Source organism: Faecalimonas canis, assembly GCF_054601575.1.
Map to the genome: position 1 here is coordinate 13778 of NZ_BAAHSI010000016.1, position 19324 is coordinate 33101.

21 protein-coding genes are annotated in these 19324 nt (G+C 35.9%); 15 read left to right on the plus strand and 6 right to left on the minus strand.

Going from position 1 to position 19324, the window contains the following annotated elements:
- Positions 1 to 11: 11 nt before the first annotated feature.
- From queA to ACYPXO_RS04600, 4 genes are all read left to right on the plus strand, one after another.
- Complete coding sequence (gene queA, locus ACYPXO_RS04585) at positions 12 to 1037, plus strand: tRNA preQ1(34) S-adenosylmethionine ribosyltransferase-isomerase QueA (RefSeq protein ID WP_459639473.1); 1026 nt, start codon at positions 12 to 14, stop codon at positions 1035 to 1037.
- A gap of 129 nt (positions 1038 to 1166) precedes the next feature.
- On the plus strand, positions 1167 to 2096 hold the full coding sequence (locus ACYPXO_RS04590) for a leucine-rich repeat domain-containing protein (RefSeq protein ID WP_459639474.1): 930 nt from the start codon (positions 1167 to 1169) through the stop codon (positions 2094 to 2096).
- 15 nt (positions 2097 to 2111) lie between these two features.
- Positions 2112 to 3458 (plus strand): vWA domain-containing protein, encoded by a 1347-nt coding sequence (locus ACYPXO_RS04595; RefSeq protein WP_459639475.1) that lies wholly within the window; start codon positions 2112 to 2114, stop codon positions 3456 to 3458.
- The gene (locus ACYPXO_RS04600; RefSeq protein WP_459639476.1) at positions 3449 to 4951 is read left to right on the plus strand and encodes an ATP-binding protein; all 1503 of its coding nucleotides are present in this window, start codon (positions 3449 to 3451) and stop codon (positions 4949 to 4951) included. Before ACYPXO_RS04595 ends, ACYPXO_RS04600 begins: the two co-directional genes overlap by 10 nt.
- 33 nt (positions 4952 to 4984) lie before the next feature.
- On the opposite strand, the gene ACYPXO_RS04605 is transcribed toward ACYPXO_RS04600, so the two are convergent.
- Positions 4985 to 6124: a DUF4317 domain-containing protein gene (locus tag ACYPXO_RS04605; RefSeq protein ID WP_459639477.1), complete on the minus strand. Its 1140-nt coding sequence runs from the start codon at positions 6122 to 6124 to the stop codon at positions 4985 to 4987.
- Positions 6125 to 6261: 137 nt separating this feature from the next.
- On the opposite strand from ACYPXO_RS04605, the gene ACYPXO_RS04610 reads away from it, so the two are divergent.
- From ACYPXO_RS04610 to ACYPXO_RS04620, 3 genes are read left to right on the plus strand one after another with little or no spacing between them, the layout of a single operon-like run.
- The gene (locus ACYPXO_RS04610; protein WP_459639478.1) at positions 6262 to 6870 is read left to right on the plus strand and encodes a hypothetical protein; all 609 of its coding nucleotides are present in this window, start codon (positions 6262 to 6264) and stop codon (positions 6868 to 6870) included.
- Between the two features lie 2 nt (positions 6871 to 6872).
- Positions 6873 to 7856, plus strand: a complete 984-nt coding sequence (sppA, locus tag ACYPXO_RS04615; RefSeq protein ID WP_459639479.1) for a signal peptide peptidase SppA — start codon at positions 6873 to 6875, stop codon at positions 7854 to 7856.
- Positions 7837 to 8322 carry an RDD family protein gene (locus tag ACYPXO_RS04620; protein WP_459639480.1) on the plus strand — a complete coding sequence of 162 codons (486 nt, stop codon included), beginning with the start codon at positions 7837 to 7839 and terminating at the stop codon, positions 8320 to 8322. The genes sppA and ACYPXO_RS04620 overlap by 20 nt, the downstream gene beginning before the upstream one ends.
- A gap of 96 nt (positions 8323 to 8418) precedes the next feature.
- Here the strand turns inward: ACYPXO_RS04620 and ACYPXO_RS04625 are convergent, their stop codons facing one another.
- On the minus strand, positions 8419 to 8619 hold the full coding sequence (locus ACYPXO_RS04625; protein WP_009757358.1) for a cold-shock protein: 201 nt from the start codon (positions 8617 to 8619) through the stop codon (positions 8419 to 8421).
- Positions 8620 to 8810: 191 nt separating this feature from the next.
- Between ACYPXO_RS04625 and cysK the strand changes: the two genes are divergently transcribed.
- The 6 genes from cysK (at position 8811) to ACYPXO_RS04655 (ending at position 15627) form a co-directional block, all read left to right on the plus strand.
- Positions 8811 to 9755 carry a cysteine synthase A gene (cysK, locus tag ACYPXO_RS04630; RefSeq protein WP_459639481.1) on the plus strand — a complete coding sequence of 315 codons (945 nt, stop codon included), beginning with the start codon at positions 8811 to 8813 and terminating at the stop codon, positions 9753 to 9755.
- A gap of 89 nt (positions 9756 to 9844) precedes the next feature.
- Positions 9845 to 11227, plus strand: coding sequence for an NCS2 family permease (locus ACYPXO_RS04635; protein ID WP_459639482.1), 1383 nt, complete (start codon positions 9845 to 9847; stop codon positions 11225 to 11227).
- 79 nt (positions 11228 to 11306) lie between these two features.
- Entirely contained in the window at positions 11307 to 12215 is a 909-nt protein-coding gene (locus ACYPXO_RS04640; RefSeq protein WP_459639483.1) for an alpha/beta hydrolase, read from the plus strand.
- Position 12216: 1 nt separating this feature from the next.
- Complete coding sequence (locus ACYPXO_RS04645) at positions 12217 to 14037, plus strand: DUF6320 domain-containing protein (RefSeq protein WP_459639484.1); 1821 nt, start codon at positions 12217 to 12219, stop codon at positions 14035 to 14037.
- A 45-nt stretch (positions 14038 to 14082) separates the two neighbouring features.
- Positions 14083 to 14553 (plus strand): hypothetical protein, encoded by a 471-nt coding sequence (locus tag ACYPXO_RS04650; protein ID WP_459639485.1) that lies wholly within the window; start codon positions 14083 to 14085, stop codon positions 14551 to 14553.
- Positions 14554 to 14616: 63 nt separating this feature from the next.
- The gene (locus tag ACYPXO_RS04655; RefSeq protein WP_459639486.1) at positions 14617 to 15627 is read left to right on the plus strand and encodes an ABC transporter substrate-binding protein; all 1011 of its coding nucleotides are present in this window, start codon (positions 14617 to 14619) and stop codon (positions 15625 to 15627) included.
- Here the strand turns inward: ACYPXO_RS04655 and ACYPXO_RS04660 are convergent, their stop codons facing one another.
- From ACYPXO_RS04660 to ACYPXO_RS04675, 4 genes are all read right to left on the minus strand, one after another.
- Complete coding sequence (locus ACYPXO_RS04660; RefSeq protein ID WP_459639487.1) at positions 15628 to 16104, minus strand: DUF6512 family protein; 477 nt, start codon at positions 16102 to 16104, stop codon at positions 15628 to 15630.
- Positions 16105 to 16200: 96 nt separating this feature from the next.
- Complete coding sequence (locus tag ACYPXO_RS04665; protein WP_459639488.1) at positions 16201 to 16488, minus strand: YerC/YecD family TrpR-related protein; 288 nt, start codon at positions 16486 to 16488, stop codon at positions 16201 to 16203.
- Between the two features lie 70 nt (positions 16489 to 16558).
- Complete coding sequence (locus ACYPXO_RS04670) at positions 16559 to 17284, minus strand: phosphatase (protein ID WP_459639489.1); 726 nt, start codon at positions 17282 to 17284, stop codon at positions 16559 to 16561.
- A gap of 62 nt (positions 17285 to 17346) precedes the next feature.
- A complete protein-coding gene (locus tag ACYPXO_RS04675; protein ID WP_459639490.1) occupies positions 17347 to 17952 on the minus strand; it encodes a DUF1836 domain-containing protein in 606 nt (201 codons plus the stop codon).
- Positions 17953 to 18075: 123 nt separating this feature from the next.
- On the opposite strand from ACYPXO_RS04675, the gene ACYPXO_RS04680 reads away from it, so the two are divergent.
- Together ACYPXO_RS04680 and ACYPXO_RS04685 are read left to right on the plus strand one after the other, a co-directional pair.
- Positions 18076 to 19005, plus strand: coding sequence for a PH domain-containing protein (locus ACYPXO_RS04680; protein WP_459639491.1), 930 nt, complete (start codon positions 18076 to 18078; stop codon positions 19003 to 19005).
- Positions 19002 to 19322, plus strand: a complete 321-nt coding sequence (locus ACYPXO_RS04685) for a hypothetical protein (RefSeq protein WP_459639492.1) — start codon at positions 19002 to 19004, stop codon at positions 19320 to 19322. The genes ACYPXO_RS04680 and ACYPXO_RS04685 overlap by 4 nt, the downstream gene beginning before the upstream one ends.
- Positions 19323 to 19324 lie beyond the last annotated feature (2 nt).

Sequence of the window (19324 nt, forward strand, 5' to 3'; positions counted from 1 at the left end):
GGATACGAAGAATGAAACGAGAAGATTTTTATTTTGAATTACCGGAAGAACTGATTGCACAGGATCCGCTTGAAGACCGTTCCGGTTCAAGACTTTTAGTTTTGGATAAAGAAACAGGGAAGACAGAACACCATATTTTTAAGGAAATTATCAATTATTTGGAAGAAGGAGATTGTCTTGTTATCAATGACACAAAAGTACTTCCGGCAAGATTAATTGGTTCTAAAGTAGGAACTGATGCGAAAATAGAAGTTCTTTTGTTGAAGAGAAGAGAAAATGATATTTGGGAAACTTTAGTAAAACCGGGGAAGAAAGCAAAAATAGGAACAAAAATTCGTTTTGGAGAAGGGCTATTGGAAGGAGAAGTTGTTGATATTGTTGATGAGGGAAACCGATTAATTCAATTTCGCTATGAAGGAATTTTTGAGGAAGTTTTGGATCAGTTGGGACAGATGCCTCTTCCACCATATATTACACATCAGTTAGAGGATAAGAATCGCTATCAGACTGTGTATGCAAGACATACCGGTTCGGCGGCAGCGCCAACGGCAGGACTTCATTTTACGGAAGAATTATTAGAAGAAATTGCAAAGAAAAATGTAAAAATTGCCAGAGTAACGCTTCATGTAGGACTTGGAACTTTTCGCCCTGTAAAAGTAGATAATATTTTGGAACATCATATGCATTCGGAATTTTATCAGATTGACGAGGAAGCGGCACAGAAAATTAATGAAACAAAGGAGCAGGGTCACCGTGTAATCTGTGTTGGAACGACAAGTTGCAGAACGGTTGAGTCGGCGGCGGATGAAAATGGAAGATTGCAGGCGACAAGCGGTTGGACGGATATTTTTATTTATCCGGGATATAAATTTAAAATTTTAGATTGTCTTATTACGAATTTTCATTTGCCGGAATCTACGTTGATTATGCTTGTGTCGGCTTTGGCAGGAAGAGAAAATGTGTTGGCAGCATATGAAGAGGCTGTAAAAGAGAGATACCGTTTCTTTAGTTTTGGAGATGCAATGTTTATTAAATAGAGTGGTGTGTACCACTCTATTTTTGTATCTGATAAAAAACTTGCTAAAATCTTTTGTTTGTGTAAAAATGAGTTTGTGAAGGAGTTAGTTGTGACAAACATCTGACGGATTTCAGTGAAAGGAAGTAAAATGACAAATCAGTTTGAAGAATATGAAATAGAAAAAAAGAATGATGCGGTGACAATATGCAGATGTTATGTCTGTGGTGGAGTGATTGAAATTCCTGAGAAAATTGACGGTTGTTTTGTGACGGAAATAGGTGATTATGCTTTTTCTGCTCATGGTCCGTCAGGGAAAGGCGATATTTCGGTCTGTGGGGCAAAGTTAAAAGAAATTATTTTGCCAAAAACAATCAGGAGAATTGGTAAATATGCTTTTTACGGCTGCAGTGAATTAGAAAAAATAAGTTTTTACAGCAATATTTCCGATATAGGTGCGGGAGCGTTTACCGGATGTCATCGGGTAAACAGGTTGGATGTTACTCTGGTGAAAGGCGAAAAATCCTGTCTTCGTGAGTTACTTTTGGAACTTAGGGAAAAACAGTCGGTTACGCTTAAAAGTGAACAGGGTAAGGCAAAACTTGTCTTTCCTGAATTTTTCGAGGAGGCGGTGGAAAATACGCCTGCAAGAATTTTGGAAACTCATACGCATGGGAGTGGGATGTGGTATCGGAATTGTTTTATCCAGACAGAAATACAGTTTGACTTATACGACAAACGCTTTCCGTGGGCGAGAGAGGATGAAGAATTAAATGTTGTATTGGAAATGACATTTGGCAGGTTGTTATATCCGATGGAGTTAAGTCGAGAGGCGGAAATAAAATATAAAGCATTTTTGACGGAATATTTTGAGGAAGCGTGCAGGTGGGCATTTTCAAGAGAAGATTTTGGTGAGATGAAATATCTGGTGAAAGAGATTGCTGTTGAAAAAGAAATGTTGCAGCAGATGATTCGTATTGCGGGGGAACAGAAAAAAGAAGAGATTTTCAGTTATTTGATGAATGAAGAACACAAACGGTATCCGAAAAAGAAAGAAAAAGAGGATAAATTTGTATTATAAAGGCAGGTGAGGACAATGGCGAGAGAGTGGAACGTGTTGCAGAAAGAACAACAAAAAGATTTGGAAAAAATAGAAATCTGTATGGAGATATGGGAACAGGCAAAACAGGAACTATATGTTTCCATGCGTTTTTTTCATGTTGCCCTCAGCAGATTGGAGTTTGAACCACAGTATTCTTCGGGCGAGATTGGGACAAACGGTGAAACGGTATATTTTTTGCCGGACACTCTTATCAGTCTGTTTCGGGAAAATCGCATAAAAATAAATCGAATGTATCTGCATATGATCTTGCATTGTTTGTTTTTACACTTCGCATTGCCTGCGACTGTGGATGGGCGTTATTGGAATCTTGCTTGCGATATTGTCGTGGAGAAAATGATAGATTTTCTTGATGCGAGAAGTGTGAAACGCTATGTTTCTCCGTATAGAAAAAATCTTTATCAGACAATCGAGTCAGAAAAAGGAGTTTTGACACCGAAAAATGTATATGAATTTTTGCGAAAGACAAATGTTTCGGAAGAAGATTTAAGGAGAATGGAAAATGAATTTTATATGGATAACCATTCTATGTGGTCTGAACATTTGACACCGAAAAGTACTCAGGAAAGAAACAGACGCTGGAAAGAAGACAGTGAGAAAATGCAGACGGAGATAGAAACTTTTGGGAAAGAGCAGTCAGATGAAATAAAAGAGATACTTGAGCAGATACAGATTGAAAATAGGGAAAAATACGATTATAGAAAGTTTTTAAGAAAGTTTTCGGTTTTGAAAGAAGAAACACAGGTAGACATGGATTCTTTTGATTATGTATTTTATCATTATGGTATGGAATTATATGGAAATATGCCGTTGATTGAACCGCAGGAAACAAAAGAAGTTTATAAAGTAGAAGATTTTGTCATTGCAATAGATACGTCCATGTCATGTAAAGGGGAACTGGTAAAACAATTTTTGCGGGAAACGTACAGTGTTCTTAGCGAATCGGAAAGTTTCTTTCGTAAAGTGCGTATACACATTATTCAATGTGACGATAAAATTCAGTCGGATGTTGTTATTTCAAATGAGGAGGAACTTCGTTCATATATGGACTCCTTTGAAGTAAAAGGACAAGGAGGAACAGATTTCAGACCAGTGTTCGTCTATGTGAATGAATTGATTAAGCGAAAGGCGTTCCACCATTTGAGAGGATTGATTTATTTTACAGACGGTTACGGTACGTTTCCGGTGAAAAGACCTCTTTATGAAACGGCGTTTGTTTTTATGAAAGAAGATTACAGAGATGTGGATGTGCCGATTTGGGCAATGAAATTAATTATAGAACCGGAAGAATTTAGTGGAAAGGTGGAAGCAGAATGGACATAAAGAGAGCAAAACAGGAAATTAAAGATACGATTTCAGCGTATTTGTTGAAAAATGAGTATGGAGAATATGCAATTCCTTCTTTGCGGCAAAGACCAATATTTCTTATTGGGGCTCCGGGGATTGGGAAGACGCAGATTATGGAGCAGATTGCGAAGGAGTGCGGAATAGGAATTGTTTCTTATACGATTACACATCACACAAGACAGAGTGCAATCGGATTACCGTTTATTTCAAAACACATTTACGGTGAAAAGGAATATTCGGTTACAGAATATACAATGAGTGAGATTGTGGCATCAGTGTATGATAAAATAGAAAAAACAGGGTTAAAAGAAGGAATTTTATTTGTAGATGAAATTAACTGTGTTTCAGAAACGTTAGCACCTGCTATGCTACAGTTTTTACAATATAAATGTTTTGGAAATCATAAGATACCGGAAGGTTGGATTATTGTCACGGCAGGAAATCCGCCTGAGTACAATAAATCCGTGCGGGAATTTGATGTGGTTACAATGGATAGAGTAAAGAAAATTGAAGTACAGCCGGAATTTTCCGTTTGGAAAGAATATGCATATAAATCTAATATTCATGGTGCAATTATATCGTATCTGACAGCCAAACCGTCTTATTTCTATCAAATGGAGATGACGGTAGATGGAATGTTCTTTTCCACACCGCGAGGTTGGGAAGACTTATCGAATATGCTTTATGTATATGAAAAGCAGGAAAAAGAAGCGGATTGGGAAGTTGTTGTCCAGTATATTCAGTATCCTAAAATCGCAAAAGATTTTGCAAATTATTTGGAACTATATCATAGATACCGCTCAGATTATCGGATGGATGAAGTGTTAGAAGGAAAAATTAATGAACGGATAAAGAAGAAATTGAACCACGCTTCTTTTGATGAACGTTTAAGTATTGTAAGTATTTTGTTGGCAAAATTAACAGAGCAATTCCGACAGGCTTATCGCAAAGAAAAGGAAACGGAAGTTCTTTTTAAATGTTTGAAGAGATATAAAAACAATCTGGAGTTTGGAAAAGATGCAATTTCTTGTTTAGAGGAAATAAAGGAGCAGGAAATAGAAACGTTGGAATATAAGAAGAAAGCGGAACTTCTAAAAAGAGAAGAAAAATATATATTTTCCCGCACAATTCAGACGTTGGAGTCTTACACTATGGTGCTAAAAAGAGAAAATCTGTATGAAAAGGAAGAGGGATTTGAAAAGATACGTTCGCTTTTCGCAAAAGAGAAAGAAAGTTATACAAATTTGGAAGATGTAACAGAAAAAATATTAGAAAATGCCTTTGATTTTATGGAGATTATGTTTGGGAACAGTCAGGAAATGGTATCCTTTGTGACAGAACTAAATGCAAACTTTTATAGTATGTGGTTTTTACAGGAATATTCTTGTGAGAGGTATTATCAGTATAATAAAAATGTTTTGTTTGAAGAAAGAGAACAGAATTTATTGAAGAGAATTGAGAATTTATAAAAACAGAGAGGAGTTTTCCTCTCTGTAAATGTTTTATTCATCCTTTTTTAAAATTGTTCGAGCAGAAATACCGTTGATTTCTACATGGTCATCTACACCGATAACAAGGCATTGTCTGCCATCGATTATCCTTGTTTCCACAAGGTCGGTGCGTTCAGGATTTACTTTGATAACAATATCGGGAGTTTTAATTTCAAAAGTTCTTGTATTTGTAATGTTTGTGGCGAGAAGTGTGGATTTTTCGCCTGCCACGTTTTCATACTGTGTATCAAAGTTTTCCAGTTTTTCCTGTTCCACACCACTTTTGGCAAACAGATACTTCACCTCTTCTTTGTCTAGTTCAACAGGGACAGGGGAGTCTTTTTGCTCTTCAATGAGTTCGTTAAGATTTTCGTGAATATTTTTTACGACTTCATAAGAGCATTCATCTCCGAGCGTTTCCGTAATCAGCGTATTAAAAGATTCTTTTTGTGTTCCGGCAGTAAGAGGAGGATAACAGCCAAGTAAACTGTCTACAAGTTCCATATGCAATTCTTCGGGTTTTTTAGAATAGTAGAGTGTGCTATGAATATCTGTACTTCTGTCGTTGAAAGCAGGAAATAAAAAAGCGTGATTTGGCATTTCTACAATCCAATCACGAATGCGGTCGTGAAAAGAATTTAACTCTGCGTCATAAGATAAACCCGGCTTTGAAAGTTTGACAGGACATATGCTGCACACAATATAATCATAAACTTCATCGGAAGCGTCAAACATTTCCTCATTGTCGGAAGATTTCCCCGGAATATCATAGGCGCTGTGAATAAGAAGAATAAGATAATGTTCCGCATAATCGTAAGATTCGATGATTTTATCGTAAAAAGTATTCAAGAGAGTGTCGTTAGTCAGACGGCTCTCGCGGAGTTTAAGAAGAAATTCGTGAGTGCCACCGTTTAATTCTGTTTCAAGCGGAAACTCCATATTGATTAGATTTTTTCCAAGAGTTCCTGACAGACCTTTGCGAAAAATATCAAAATATTTGAACATTTCTTCTTCCGGCAGAGAAAGGAAAGCCTGCTTAAATGTAGATTGTTTTTCCTTTTCTCCGTTTACATAGCATCCGCAAATGCGTGTGATTGCACAGTTTGCGGGCGTAAACTGTTTTTTTATTTCCGAAATTTCTTTTTTATTCATATGTATAACTCCTTTGTTTTACTTAAATTTCTTCGACTATTATATCGTAAAATGAAATTAAAGTTAAGATTTTTTTTACAAATAAAAAGAAACAGTGTGCTATAATATATTTCAATCTAAATAAGGAGGAAATACTTATGAAGTGTAAAAGATGTGGAAATGAAATGAAGATAAAACCGGTTGAAGTGGGCAAAGATAGGCAGGGCGACCCGATTTATAATACATATGCGTTTTGTTATGATTGTAAAATAAAAGTAAATTTAGATAAACAGAGAGAGCAAAAAGAAGAACGGAAAGAGTGTAGAACAGGAGGACAGGATAGGGAAAAATCAGTCCGGACAAAGACGAAAAAGAAAAAAGGAGGTTCAATCAGATTACCTTTTAAATCTTCTGGGAAAAAGAAGAAAACGAAAACAAAGGAGAAAAAAGGACACGGATTTTTGAAATTTGTTCTTTTTCTCATTATTTTGGCAGTGCTTGGAACAGCGGCATATTATAATAGGGAAACATTGAAAAAATGGGCGAAAATCGGTATAGAAAAAATAAATGATGAAAAGGAAAAAGATACGGGAAAAAAAGAAACGACAAAAGAGCCTGTAAAAGAACAGACTCAGGATACGGAAAAAGAACCTGAAAAAGAAATTCAGGAAGAAAATCATCAAAGCAGTCAGACGGAAGAAGAGAAGGGAGGAATATCTGAAAATTCCGTACCGGAGGAAAATACGTTAGATAAAGGAGAAGAATAGAAATGAACAAAAAACAGATTATAGGGGCGGTGGTGGCAGCCGTGTTGTTTATTACCACAGGTGTGACAAGTGTACTTACAAATACGATTGCCGATTCCTTTTTAAAAAGAAATTCCAGTGAAATTCTGTCAGGTGGAACAGAATTACAACTTCCGAACAGAGAGTATGTAGGAGTGGTAAGTGTTGTGGGGACAATACAGGAACAGACAGAATCAGGAGGTATTTTTGAAGTAAGTGAGGGGTATCAGCATTCAGATACGCTGGAATATATTGACAGAATGAAAGAAGATCCTGCAAACAGCGGGATTCTTCTTCGGGTAGATTCTCCGGGCGGAACCGTATATGAGTCTGAGGAGTTGTATTTAAAATTGAAAGAGTATCAGCGGAAGACAAAACGTCCGGTATGGACGTATATGGAACATTATGCGGCTTCAGGCGGATATTATATTTCAGCACCGTCAAATAAGATTTATGCTAATCCAAATACGACAACAGGTTCTATCGGAGTCATTATTTCAGGATTTGATATGACGGGATTATACGAAAAACTGGGCATTCGTTCTTTTAGCATAACAAGCGGAAAGAATAAAGATATGAGCAAAATGAATGAAGAACAGGTTGCAATTTATCAGAGTATAGTGGATGAATCCTATGAGCGTTTTGTTGAAATTGTGGCAGACGGAAGAAAGATGAACGAAGAAGATGTGAAGAAACTTGCAGACGGAAGAATTTACTCAGCAAAACAGGCGAAAGAAAAAGGTTTAATTGATGAAATAGGTTTGTATGAAGATATACGGGAAGATATGCGAACAGAAGTCGGAGAGAACATTATTTTCTATGAGCCAAGTACAGAACCATCTATGCTTGCATCACTTTTTGGTAAATTGGAAAGTCTGAAGACAAAGTCAGAAGCGGAAGTATTGAAGGAAACTGAAGCGGAATTGGGAAGCGGGGTGCCGATGTATTATGCAGAACAATTACGATAATCCGACAGTGTTTGGAGGGTTCTTTGCAAGACTTGCAGCGTATATAATTGACAGTATTATTGTATGGGCGGCGTTGTTCTTTATTCAAATTCCGTTACATTTAGTTTTTTCACAGATAGACGGGCATATATTGTTTCATTATACGTTAAAGGATATTGTGCTATATGTATGTGGAGTTTCTTATTTCATTTTGTGTACATACTGTACAGGTGCAACACTTGGAAAACGTGCCATGAATTTAGAGGTAGTCAGTGTAAACGGTGAAAAACTATCCCTATTTAATGTTATTTACAGGGAAACTATTGGAAGATTTTTAAGTGGATTTTGCATGGGAATAGGTTATCTTTTAGTCGGAATTGACAAAGAAAAAAGAGGAATACAGGATATACTTGGGGATACAAGGGTGATTTATCGCAGGAGATTAGAAGAACTTTCTTATCATCATACAAAGAACCCGATACAGTAATGTATCGGGCTTTCTAATCTCATTTCCAGTGATGCTTTTAAATATGAAATCAAATATATTAAATCTTATAAATAAAAGGCACATTTCAAATGTTGATTAAAGTTTTACTACGTTGACAGCCTGAGGACCTTTAGCACCCTCTGTAATTTCAAATTCAACTGCCTGACCTTCTTCTAAGGATTTGAATCCTTCCATGTTTAAACCAGTGTAATGTACAAATACATCATTTCCGGCTTCGTCAGAGATGAATCCATACCCTTTTTGGTTGTTGAACCATTTTACTGTACCTTTGTTCATAATGTTACCTCCATAAAAATAAAAAAATAATAAATGCCGTATCGGAAACGATACTTCGTTAGATTAGCATAAATATATATAAAAGTCAATAAAAAACGAGTTTGTTTCATAAAAAATATACAAAATAATTAGCGCTTATTCGATATGTTTCGTTTATTCGGCTGACAAAAAAGAGAGGAGATAGAAGAAAAATGGCAAAAATTTATAAAAACGTAATGGAATTAGTCGGAAATACACCTTTGTTGGAGATTTCTGCAATAGAAAAATCGGAAAATTTAAAGGCAAAAGTGTATGTGAAGTTGGAATTATTTAATCCGGCAGGAAGTGTGAAAGACCGCGTGGCGAAAAAGATGATAGAAGATGCTGAACGGCAGGGGAAATTGAAAAAAGGCGCTACGATTATCGAATCCACAAGCGGAAATACAGGAATCGGATTGGCAATGGCGGCGGCATCGAAAGGGTATAAGGCAATTTTCACTATGCCGGAAACAATGAGTGAGGAGAGAAGAAAATTATTGCAAGGATACGGGGCAAAAATTGTTCTCACAGACGGAAAACTGGGAATGAAAGGCGCAATTCAAAAAGCGGAAGAACTAGAAAAAGAAATTGACGGGGCAATTATATTGGGGCAGTTTACAAATCCTTCTAATACAAAGGCACATTATGAAACAACAGGACAGGAAATCTGGGAAGATACAGAAGGAAATGTGGATATATTTGTTGCGGGAGTAGGTACGGGAGGAACGATTACCGGAACGGGACGGTATTTAAAAGAAAAAAATAAAACTGTAGAAGTGATAGCGGTTGAACCAGCAAAATCACCTGTATTGTCGGGAGGGAATGCGGGTTCTCATGGCATACAGGGAATTGGAGCCGGATTTGTTCCTGACATTTTGGACACAGAAATATATGACAGAATTTATAGAATAGAAAATGAACAGGCGTATGAAGGGGCTAGAATGCTTGCATACAGAGAAGGTGTTTTAGTGGGAATTTCTTCAGGGGCGGCAGTGTATACAGCAATTGAAGAGGCAAAAAAAGAGGAAAATGCAGGAAAGGTAATCGTTGCATTGCTTGCAGATACAGGAGAAAGATATTTGTCTACAGAATTATTTGAAGGTGATACTTATAAATAGTTATAAGTATATATCATATATAAAAGATTTACATTGTATACACTCTCTGATAAACTAGACGAGTATTACTTAAGGAGGAACGAGAGGGTATGTTAGAAAAACTATTTAAACTGAAAGAAAACAATACAACTGTGAAAACAGAGATACTTGCCGGTATTACAACCTTTATGACAATGGCATATATTTTGGCGGTAAACCCAAGTATTCTTTCGGCAGCAAAAATGGATCAGGGAGCTGTATTTACGGCAACTGCTTTGGCAGGATGTTTAGGTACATTGCTAATGGCACTTTTTGCAAATTATCCATTTGCCTTAGCGCCGGGGATGGGATTGAATGCTTACTTTGCATATACGGTAGTTATTGGTATGGGCTATACATGGCAGGTTGCTTTGGCAGCGGTATTCGTAGAAGGTCTTGTTTTTATTCTTTTATCTGTAACAAATGTGCGTGAAGCGATTTTCAATGCGATTCCAATGAATTTGAAATCAGCGGTAAGTGTTGGAATAGGATTATTCATTGCATTTATTGGTTTACAAAATGCAAAAATTGTTATTGGAGGTTCAACTCTAGTACAGTTATTCTCTGTTGATAAATATAATGAGATAAATCAGGTATCGGCATCTATGAATGATGTAGGAATTACTGTTCTTTTAGCGATTGCTGGTGTAATTATTACTGCAATTCTTGTTGTAAAAAATGTAAAAGGAAATATCCTTTGGGGAATTTTGATTACATGGATTTTAGGAATTATCTGTCAGATGACAGGACTTTATGTTCCGAATGCAGAATTAGGTATGTATAGTTTATTGCCTGATTTCAGCAATGGAATCAGCGTGCCAAGTTTATCACCTATTTTTGCAAAATTAAGTTTTTCGGGAGTTAAAATAGGGGAGTTTATCGTAGTAGTTTTTGCATTCTTATTTGTAGATATTTTTGATACACTTGGAACATTAATAGGTGTTTCTACAAAGGCAAATATGCTTGACAAAGACGGAAAACTTCCTAGAATTAAGGGAGCGTTAATGGCAGATGCTGTTGCTACAACAGCCGGAGCAGTACTTGGTACATCAACAGTAACTACTTTCGTAGAAAGTGCATCGGGTGTTTCAGAAGGGGGACGAACAGGTCTTACAGCAGTGACAACAGCAGTATTATTTGGTGTTTCTCTTTTATTATCACCTATTTTTCTTGCTATTCCGTCATTTGCAACAGCACCTGCGCTTATCGTAGTAGGATTTTATATGTTGACAAATGTGGCAGGGATTGATTTCTCAGACTTTACAGAAGGGCTTCCATGCTTTATCTGTATCGCAGCAATGCCATTCTTCTACAGTATTTCCGAAGGTATTGCAATGGGAGTTATCTCATATGTAATTTTGAACATTGTTTCGGGAAAAGCAAAAGAAAAGAAGATGAGTGCGTTAATGATTGTACTTGCAATCTTGTTTGTAGGAAAATATTTCTTGTTATAAAATGAAAAAAATGAGGCATTACAGTTGAACTGTGATGCCTTTTTGTATATGATAAAGAAAATAATTTGGGAGTAAAAAAATGAAAAGAGCAGTGAGAAAAGTGATGCGAAAACTTTCGCAAGGGAGAATTGAAGTAAAGTCAGCCAGACATATGGCGGATTTAAAACGGATTGATTTACTTAAAGTTTTTCATCAGACAGTTGACTATTATGTTGAAAATAACGGATATAAAATACCGATACGCCTGTATCTTCCGAGAGAAAAGGAAAAGAATCAAGGCGTATTACTCTTTTTTCACGGTGGCGGTTGGGTTACGGAGAGTGTAGATAGTTATGAAAGAATATGTGCTAAATTGACAGAGGCTACAAAACAGATTGTCGTTTCCGTAGATTATCGTCTTGCACCGGAAAATCCTTTTCCTGCCGGATTTGACGATTGTTATAGAGTGGCAAAAGCAGTATTTACGGAAAATCTCATTACAGATATACCCTTGGAAAAGATAACTCTTATCGGAGATAGTGCAGGAGGAAATCTTGTTGCGGGGGTATGTCAGAAAGCGAGAGATATGGGAGAGTTTTTTCCACAAAGGCAGATTTTAATTTATCCCGCAGTCAATAGCGATTATTCAGAAAAATCACCATATTTGTCAGTGAAAGAAAATGGGACAGACTTTTTTCTAACTGCTCAGAAAATGCAGGACTATATCGAGTTGTACAAGAACGAGGAAAAAGACAAGGGAAATCCATATTTTGCACCAATTAAAGCGAAAGATTTTTCGAATTTACCGAAAGCGCTTATACTTACCGCAGAATTTGATCCGCTCAGGGATGAGGGAGAAGATTATGGAAGACGGATGCAAAATGCAAATGTGGATGTTAAAATGTATCGTATACAAAATGCAGTTCACGGTTTTTTTGCATTAGGGTTAAAACACTATCATGTACAGGAAAGTTTGGAATATATTTGTAGATTTTTAGAGGAGTGTTAGCATGGGGGAAGCAAAAAGGGCAGCATGGAGAAAATTAGATAATGCGGCAAAGATATTTCCTGCGACAAGCGGCAGGGCAGATACGAGAGTTTTTCGCTTTTATTGTGAATTAAAGGAAGAAATAAAAAAAGAAATTTTGCAGCAGGCGTTGGATAAAACGGTTCAAAAGTATCCGATATTTCTTTCGGTTATGCGAAAAGGTCTATTTTGGCATTATTTGGAAAAAAGCCATTTAAAACCTATTGCCGAAGAAGAATGGAAAGAACCGTGCAGTGATATTTATATCAGGGATAAAAAAAGTCTGCTTTTTGAAGTGACTTATTATAAAAATCGAATTAATTTTGAAGTATACCATGCCCTGACGGACGGAACGGGAGCAACATTATTTTTGCGTGAGTTAGTGAAAAATTATTTGTTGATTGCTCATGAAGATGAGGGAATAGAAGATATTCCTCTCGGAAATGAATCGGTTACCGTGGCGGATCAGGAAGTGGACGGATTTGAAAAATATTATTCTCCTAAAATAAAAAAACAAAAAGAAAAGAAACAAAAGGCTTTCCAACTAAAAAAACAGAAACAAAATCGTTTCCAAATGCAGATAACGGAGGCAACGGTATCTGTCGCGGAAGTATTGAAAAAATCAAGAGAATACGGTGTGACGATGACTGTTTTCCTCACTGCCGTACTTCTCTGTGCAATACATAAGGAAATGTCAAAAACAGAGGAAAAATATCCTGTAAAATTAATGATTCCCGTTAATCTCAGAAAATTATTTCCTTCGGAGTCTATGTTAAATTTCTTTGGCTGGATTGAACCATGCTACCAATTTGGACGGGAAAAAGACAGTTTTGAAGATGTGCTTATGTATGTGAAACAGTTTTTTCAGGACGAATTAAATACGCAAAGAATGGCAGAGCATATGAATGAGTGGATTGCATTAGAAAAAAATCCGTTTCTCAGAGTTACACCGTTGGAGTTGAAAAATGTCTGTATGCAGGCAGGGGCGAAATTGGCAGAAAAAGAATTGACTGCTGTATTCTCTAATATGAGCATAGTTTCCATGCCGAAAGAATATGAAAAATATATTTATCGGTTTGGTGTATATACAAGTACGGGAAAATTGGAATTGTGTGCCTGCTCATTCGGAGATAAACTGTCGCTCGGATTTACAGCAAGAAGTGATGCGGATAATGTCATTAGAAACTTTTTTGATATTTTGTCAAAATTGGGCATTCATATTAAAATTGAAAATCCTGCGTATCCGGACAAGCAGGAGCAGTCGGAATTGTCGAAAAAACTTTTCCGGTGGTTTTCATTTTTATGTATATCAGGTATTACGCTGACATTTGGAATTAATAATATAATAACTTCGGGAATTTATTGGGCAGTGTTTGTAACGGGACTTATTTGCAGTACATGGATTGTATTTGTGACGGGATTTAAGAAACGTCATAATCTTTTGAAAAACGGAGTGTGGGAAATGATGTTGATTACAGTAGGTTGTGTTTTGTGGGATATAGCAACAAACTGGCGGGGATGGTCCGTAGGATATGTGTTTCCGATTGCCGTGATTTGTATTATCGTATTTATGCTGGCAGCGATAAGAGTACAGAAATTAAATGCGAAAGACTATATCATTTATCTTTTGATGGCGGGAAGTTACGGTGTAATTGTTCCGCTTATATTTCTTATAACAAATGTGGTTACAAATACAATTCCTTCACTGTTCTGTGTAATGTTTAGTTTTCTTTTACTGGCAGCACTAGTGATTTTCAAAAAGGAAGAAGTATTGCAGGAAATCCATAAAAAGTTTCATATTTAGAAGGTGGGCATATATTAAAAATAAAGAAATAAAAAGGAAAGAATTATGGAAAATCTAGTTGCAATTACCGGAAGAATACAACGCATTCAACCGATGGGAGAAGATTGTTGCCGACAAATGATTACCATACAAAATACGGAGGGAGTGCATAACTTTATTATCTCTTCTGAAACGTATGTGATTGATATGGTGCGTTTCCGTCCAGGAATGCAGGTGACTGCTTTTTATGATGCAAATCTTCCTGTTCCTCTTATTTATCCGCCACAGTATCAGGCTGTTATCATCGGAAGAAATATGCCAAATGAGAGAATATATGTGGGATATTTTAATGAAAATCTGACGGCGGCAGATGACCGATTAAAATTAAATATTTCCAGAGGAACGGAAGTGATTACTTCAAACGGTCAGCAATATTTATGTCCGGTGGGCCAAAATACGTTGATTGTATATTATACAATTACGACAAGAAGTGTTCCGCCTCAGACAACTCCGAGAAAAATTATTGTAATGTGTTAAAAACACCTATTTTCTGATCTGACATATATTGATAGAGTAAAGAAATAAAGTGGGGGAAATAAAATGAAAAAGAGAGTTATTTCACTGGTGATGGCGGTTGCGGTAACTTTGACCGCAGTTTCTATGACAGCCTGTAAAAAGGAAGAAGAGCAGAAAAATAGGTTACAGAAGGTACGATTAAATGAGGTGGCACATTCCATTTTCTATGCACCGATGTATGTAGCGATTGAAGAGGGATATTTTGAGGAAGAGGGAATTGACCTTGTGTTGAAGACTGGATTTGGGGCAGATAAGACAATGACGGCTGTTTTGTCAGGTGATGCGGAAATAGGATTCATGGGTTCTGAATCGTCTATCTACACTTACAATGAAGGGGCAAAAGATTATGTCGTAAACTTTGCGCAGTTAACCCAGAGAGCAGGAAATTTTCTTGTAGCAAGAGAAAAAATGCCGAATTTTAAGTGGCAAGACTTAAAAGGGAAAGAAGTTATTGGCGGAAGAAAAGGTGGTATGCCGGAAATGGTATTTGAATATATTTTGAAGAAAAATGGAATGACGCCGCAAAAAGATGTGAAAATAAATCAGAGTATTGATTTTGGTTCTACAGCACCAGCGTTTGCAGAAGGAAAAGGAGATTTCACTGTTGAATTTGAACCGAGTGCAACTCTCCTTGAATCTGAACAAAAAGGATATGTCGTGGCATCTCTCGGAAAAGACAGTGGTTATGTTCCATACACAGCCTTTTGTGCGAAAAAAAGTTATATAAAAGAAAACAAAAAAGTTTTACAGGGATTTACGAATGCTTTACAAAAAGGAATGGATTATGTACAATCACATACACCTGAAGAAATTGCGGAGATAATAAAACCGCAATTTAAAGATGCGGATATGGAAACAATTACAACAATCGTAAAAAGATATGCTGAGCAGGAAACATGGAAAGAAAACTTAATTTTTGAGAAAGAAAGTTTTGAATTATTACAGGATATATTGGAAAGTGCCGATGAGTTAGAAAAAAGAGTTCCGTATAAAGAACTTGTAACGACAGAATATGCAAAAAAGGCACAGAAATAATTATATCCATTTTATAGAAAAGAAGAAAAAGCAAAGAGTAAGACATATCAGAGAGATTATCCAAGGTGCTTGTTTCTTCAATTTGCAGGAAATAGTAAAAAAATATGCCGTAAGGAAAGTGATAATCACGCTGAGCAGAAACGTTATAATATCGAGAAGCAGAGTATGAAACCCTAAAATTCCGGTGTAAGTATAAAAAATAACCGGTATGGAAAATGTACCTATAAGGATACCGGCGGAGAGTGAAGAAACAATATAAGGATATAAAGAATGTAATTTATAAACCATAAATGATGCATAAATGATACACGGGAAGAAAACGAGTTTCATATGTTCCCATGTGGTTTCATTTACAGGAAAGAAAAGGGCTAAAAACGGGTTTTTGCCGGACCACTCATATATGAAATGAGATAATGTTCCTGTTATAGTGACGAATATAATTCCGATGAGTATATAACGTTTTAAATGGTTTTTCATTTTGTACGCTCCTTTCGGTTATAGTATACGCACAAAATAAAAAAATATAAGAAAGTCAAAAGTCTTTTTAGACCAATGCTTTCTTATATTTTTTAATTACTTATGCAATCTTTCAAATACCATATCGTATCCGTCATTTCCGTAATTAAGAGAACGGTTTACACGGCTGATAGTTGCAGTAGACGCTCCTGTTTTTTCTGCGATTTCTAAATATGTTCTTTGCTCTCTAAGCATCTTTGCTACTTCAAGGCGTTGGGACAGTGAAAGTAGTTCATTAATTGTGCAAACATCTTCGAAAAATGTATAGCATTCTTCTCTATCTTTTAGACTTAGAATAGCATCGAACAGATAATCAACAGACTCTGTTCTGATTTTCTTACTCATATTTCTAATTCTCCTATAACTCTGTATTTCTAAACTACTTTTCTATTTTAGCACAGTAAACTTTTGAAGTCTACATTTTTTTGTTACGTTTCATAAATTTTCTTAATTTATCCCAATTTGTTGTTACAACAAGTTCTTCAGGGAAAGCACAACTTTCTAATATTTGTTTGGTATAAGTGAAGTTGCCTGTATCAATATCTACATGAGCATCACTTCCTGTAGTGATTGACACATGATACTTTTTGCAGAGAGATAGCATTGTTTTTATATTTTCTACTGCACCTTCCCGAAAACTATTAGGGGAAAGGGAGGTATTGTTTACTTCTAAAAGAGTTCCTGTTTCTTTTGCTGCGTATACAAGTCGTTCATAATCGATGGGAAAACGGGAATCATCAGGATGCCCGATGATGTCTATATATGGGTTTTTCATGGCACAAATATAGGCGTTTGTGTTTTCTTCAATACCGCGTTTTTCTTGAAAACACGGGGTGTGAATGCTTGCAATGGCAATATCTACACTTTTTAATAAGGAAAGAGGCAAATCAATATTTCCCTCTTCATCTAATATATTTAATTCAACTCCTAGGAGCAAATTAACGCCGTACATCCTTCGAGGAACAACTTTTAAGTTGGAAAAGTAAAAGTTTCCACAACTTTCAGGCATAGTTGAAGCGTGCTCTGTAATTGCGAGAGCGATCAGCCCTTTTTCCGATGCGGCTTTAGCCATTTCTCTTATGGTACTGTAAGCGTGACCGCTTGCAAGCGTATGGGAATGTGTGTCAATACATAAGTTCATTGTAGCCTCCTCCAATGGTATAATTTTTTGAACTCCATTCTACTAAAGTATAAAAGTTAATATTATTTCTTCTTTTTGTCGGGTTCGGGAAGCAGGTCAATCAGTTTTTCGATTAATTGTTTTTTTACATACACGTCAAAACTGAGTGTACAGATAAAGGAAAATAGTTGAAGAAATTCTTTATTTTCGGTATCAGATTCTTCAAAAGTTTCCGTGGAAGTTGTATAAATGTTTTTAATATCTTCCTGTAGAAAATCAATTCGTTCTTTCTCTAATTTACATACCTTTTCATAAATGGTAGTCAGGTTAAAATCAGAGTCGGAGTGAAAATAATTATCTGTAATTGGTTTTAACAGTGTTTCAATATCCTTAATAGAAAGGATATTTTTAAAGTAGTAAATCAAAATAAGCACTAACATATGCTCTTTTGAATACTTTTTCTTTTCAGGCGGCGGAAGAAGATTATTTTTTGCATAATTATTAATCATTGTTTTTGTAAGAATTTTATCTTCTTCGTAACGTTTAGATGAGGAAAGTTGAGTTTCCATAAACGTCGTTACCTGATCCATATAAAGTTGAATATTTGGAATATCTTCCAATTTTACATAATCAATTCGAGAAATACTCGAAAGAATACTGTTTAAAAAGTCATTTTTGTCAATTGTCATTTCATCACCTCGATACACTTATTATATAGTAATCAAAACTAGATGACAAGGGCAAAAAATAACTATTGCAAAAGGTTTGGATAGTAGTATAATGAGGGCAAATCAATTAAAGGGGGAATGGCTATGAAGGAAAATAAGGTATTGAAAATGTGTAAGATTGTACGTAAAATCACGTTATTTATAGGAGCGGCAGTTACTGCTTTACCGGTACTTTTTTGGAGTCATATTCCCGACAAAATTCCGGCACATTACGGAATGTCCGGACAGGTAGATAGGATAGGAAATAAAGAAGAATTGATTTTATTGTTTTTTATTCTTTGGCTATTGATTGGGCTTTTTTCAATTGTTTCATATTATCTGAAAGCAAGTGGAATATCCAAATATGCGAGTGAACAGGATAAGGAGAATTTACATACGGCATATCCGATGATGACGTGGACGGCTTTTGTTTTAGTTTGTATATTTGCCTATATGATTATAACTTCGATTTTAGAAAGAAATTTAGGTGTTTTATTTCTGCCAATAACATTAATTTCAGTATTTCTGCCTATCGGATTTTATATAGTAAAGGAAAAGAAAATTGCTAAAAGTAATCCGAGAGAAAAAGCAAAATTTCTTCAGGTGGAAAGTCAGGAGAAAGGAGTTGCCTATCGTACGGCAGTTGACTGGTGGCTGGCTCTCATCATTATTTCAGTTATCGGAATGGAACTGTGGATTTTGGTTCATAGCCTGATTGAAAAAGGAAAGATAGAGTGGGTCACGTTGGGAAGTATTGCATTTATTTTGCTTCTTATTATACCTCTTGTAAGAATTAAGTATATTTTTTATTCAGATCATCTTTTGATTAAGGCGGGATGGCTTGGAAAAGAGAGAATTTTGTATTCTTCCATAACAAATATAAAAAAAACACATAATCCTCTCTCAGCACCGGCGTGTTCTTTGGATAGAATAGAAATAGATTATATTGTAGGCGGAAGAAGTAAATTCACGTTGATTTCTCCTGTACATTTAAAAATATTTCAAAAAGAGTTGGAAGGCAGGTGTGAAAAATGAAAATAGCATTTGTGATTTGGGCGATTATCGGTTTTGTATTTATGGTAATGGGAATTTACGATTATTTTTCAGAAAAACCGGCAGGATTTTGGGCAAATGCTAAAACCGTGACGATAAGTGATGTAAAAATGTACAATAGGGCAGTAGGAAAATTATTTTTCTATTTTGGAATGATTTTTATTCTGCTTGGAGTACCATTATTATTTTCAAAACAAAATTCACCTGTTATTTTGTTTAGTGTAATAGGACTTATGTTTGCGGTGATAGGAATGATGATTGTCTACATGAAAATTGAGGCAAAATATAGAAGAAAGTGAGA

Bases quoted from the DNA above. Each gene is read 5' to 3' on its own strand.
- ACYPXO_RS04645 (WP_459639484.1), top strand. From the start codon at position 12,217: ATGGGGGAAGCAAAAAGGGCAGCATGGAGAAAATTAGATAATGCGGCA.
- ACYPXO_RS04680 (WP_459639491.1), top strand. From the start codon at position 18,076: ATGAAGGAAAATAAGGTATTGAAAATGTGTAAGATTGTACGTAAAATC.
- ACYPXO_RS04595 (WP_459639475.1), top strand. From the start codon at position 2,112: ATGGCGAGAGAGTGGAACGTGTTGCAGAAAGAACAACAAAAAGATTTG.
- ACYPXO_RS04650 (WP_459639485.1), top strand. From the start codon at position 14,083: ATGGAAAATCTAGTTGCAATTACCGGAAGAATACAACGCATTCAACCG.
- ACYPXO_RS04655 (WP_459639486.1), top strand. From the start codon at position 14,617: ATGAAAAAGAGAGTTATTTCACTGGTGATGGCGGTTGCGGTAACTTTG.
- sppA (WP_459639479.1), top strand. From the start codon at position 6,873: ATGAACAAAAAACAGATTATAGGGGCGGTGGTGGCAGCCGTGTTGTTT.
- ACYPXO_RS04670 (WP_459639489.1), bottom strand. From the start codon at position 17,284: ATGAACTTATGTATTGACACACATTCCCATACGCTTGCAAGCGGTCAC.
- ACYPXO_RS04620 (WP_459639480.1), top strand. From the start codon at position 7,837: ATGCAGAACAATTACGATAATCCGACAGTGTTTGGAGGGTTCTTTGCA.
- ACYPXO_RS04635 (WP_459639482.1), top strand. From the start codon at position 9,845: ATGTTAGAAAAACTATTTAAACTGAAAGAAAACAATACAACTGTGAAA.
- ACYPXO_RS04610 (WP_459639478.1), top strand. From the start codon at position 6,262: ATGAAGTGTAAAAGATGTGGAAATGAAATGAAGATAAAACCGGTTGAA.
- ACYPXO_RS04665 (WP_459639488.1), bottom strand. From the start codon at position 16,488: ATGAGTAAGAAAATCAGAACAGAGTCTGTTGATTATCTGTTCGATGCT.
- ACYPXO_RS04675 (WP_459639490.1), bottom strand. From the start codon at position 17,952: ATGACAATTGACAAAAATGACTTTTTAAACAGTATTCTTTCGAGTATT.
- ACYPXO_RS04625 (WP_009757358.1), bottom strand. From the start codon at position 8,619: ATGAACAAAGGTACAGTAAAATGGTTCAACAACCAAAAAGGGTATGGA.
- ACYPXO_RS04640 (WP_459639483.1), top strand. From the start codon at position 11,307: ATGAAAAGAGCAGTGAGAAAAGTGATGCGAAAACTTTCGCAAGGGAGA.
- ACYPXO_RS04600 (WP_459639476.1), top strand. From the start codon at position 3,449: ATGGACATAAAGAGAGCAAAACAGGAAATTAAAGATACGATTTCAGCG.
- queA (WP_459639473.1), top strand. From the start codon at position 12: ATGAAACGAGAAGATTTTTATTTTGAATTACCGGAAGAACTGATTGCA.
- ACYPXO_RS04605 (WP_459639477.1), bottom strand. From the start codon at position 6,124: ATGAATAAAAAAGAAATTTCGGAAATAAAAAAACAGTTTACGCCCGCA.
- ACYPXO_RS04685 (WP_459639492.1), top strand. From the start codon at position 19,002: ATGAAAATAGCATTTGTGATTTGGGCGATTATCGGTTTTGTATTTATG.
- ACYPXO_RS04590 (WP_459639474.1), top strand. From the start codon at position 1,167: ATGACAAATCAGTTTGAAGAATATGAAATAGAAAAAAAGAATGATGCG.
- ACYPXO_RS04660 (WP_459639487.1), bottom strand. From the start codon at position 16,104: ATGAAAAACCATTTAAAACGTTATATACTCATCGGAATTATATTCGTC.
- cysK (WP_459639481.1), top strand. From the start codon at position 8,811: ATGGCAAAAATTTATAAAAACGTAATGGAATTAGTCGGAAATACACCT.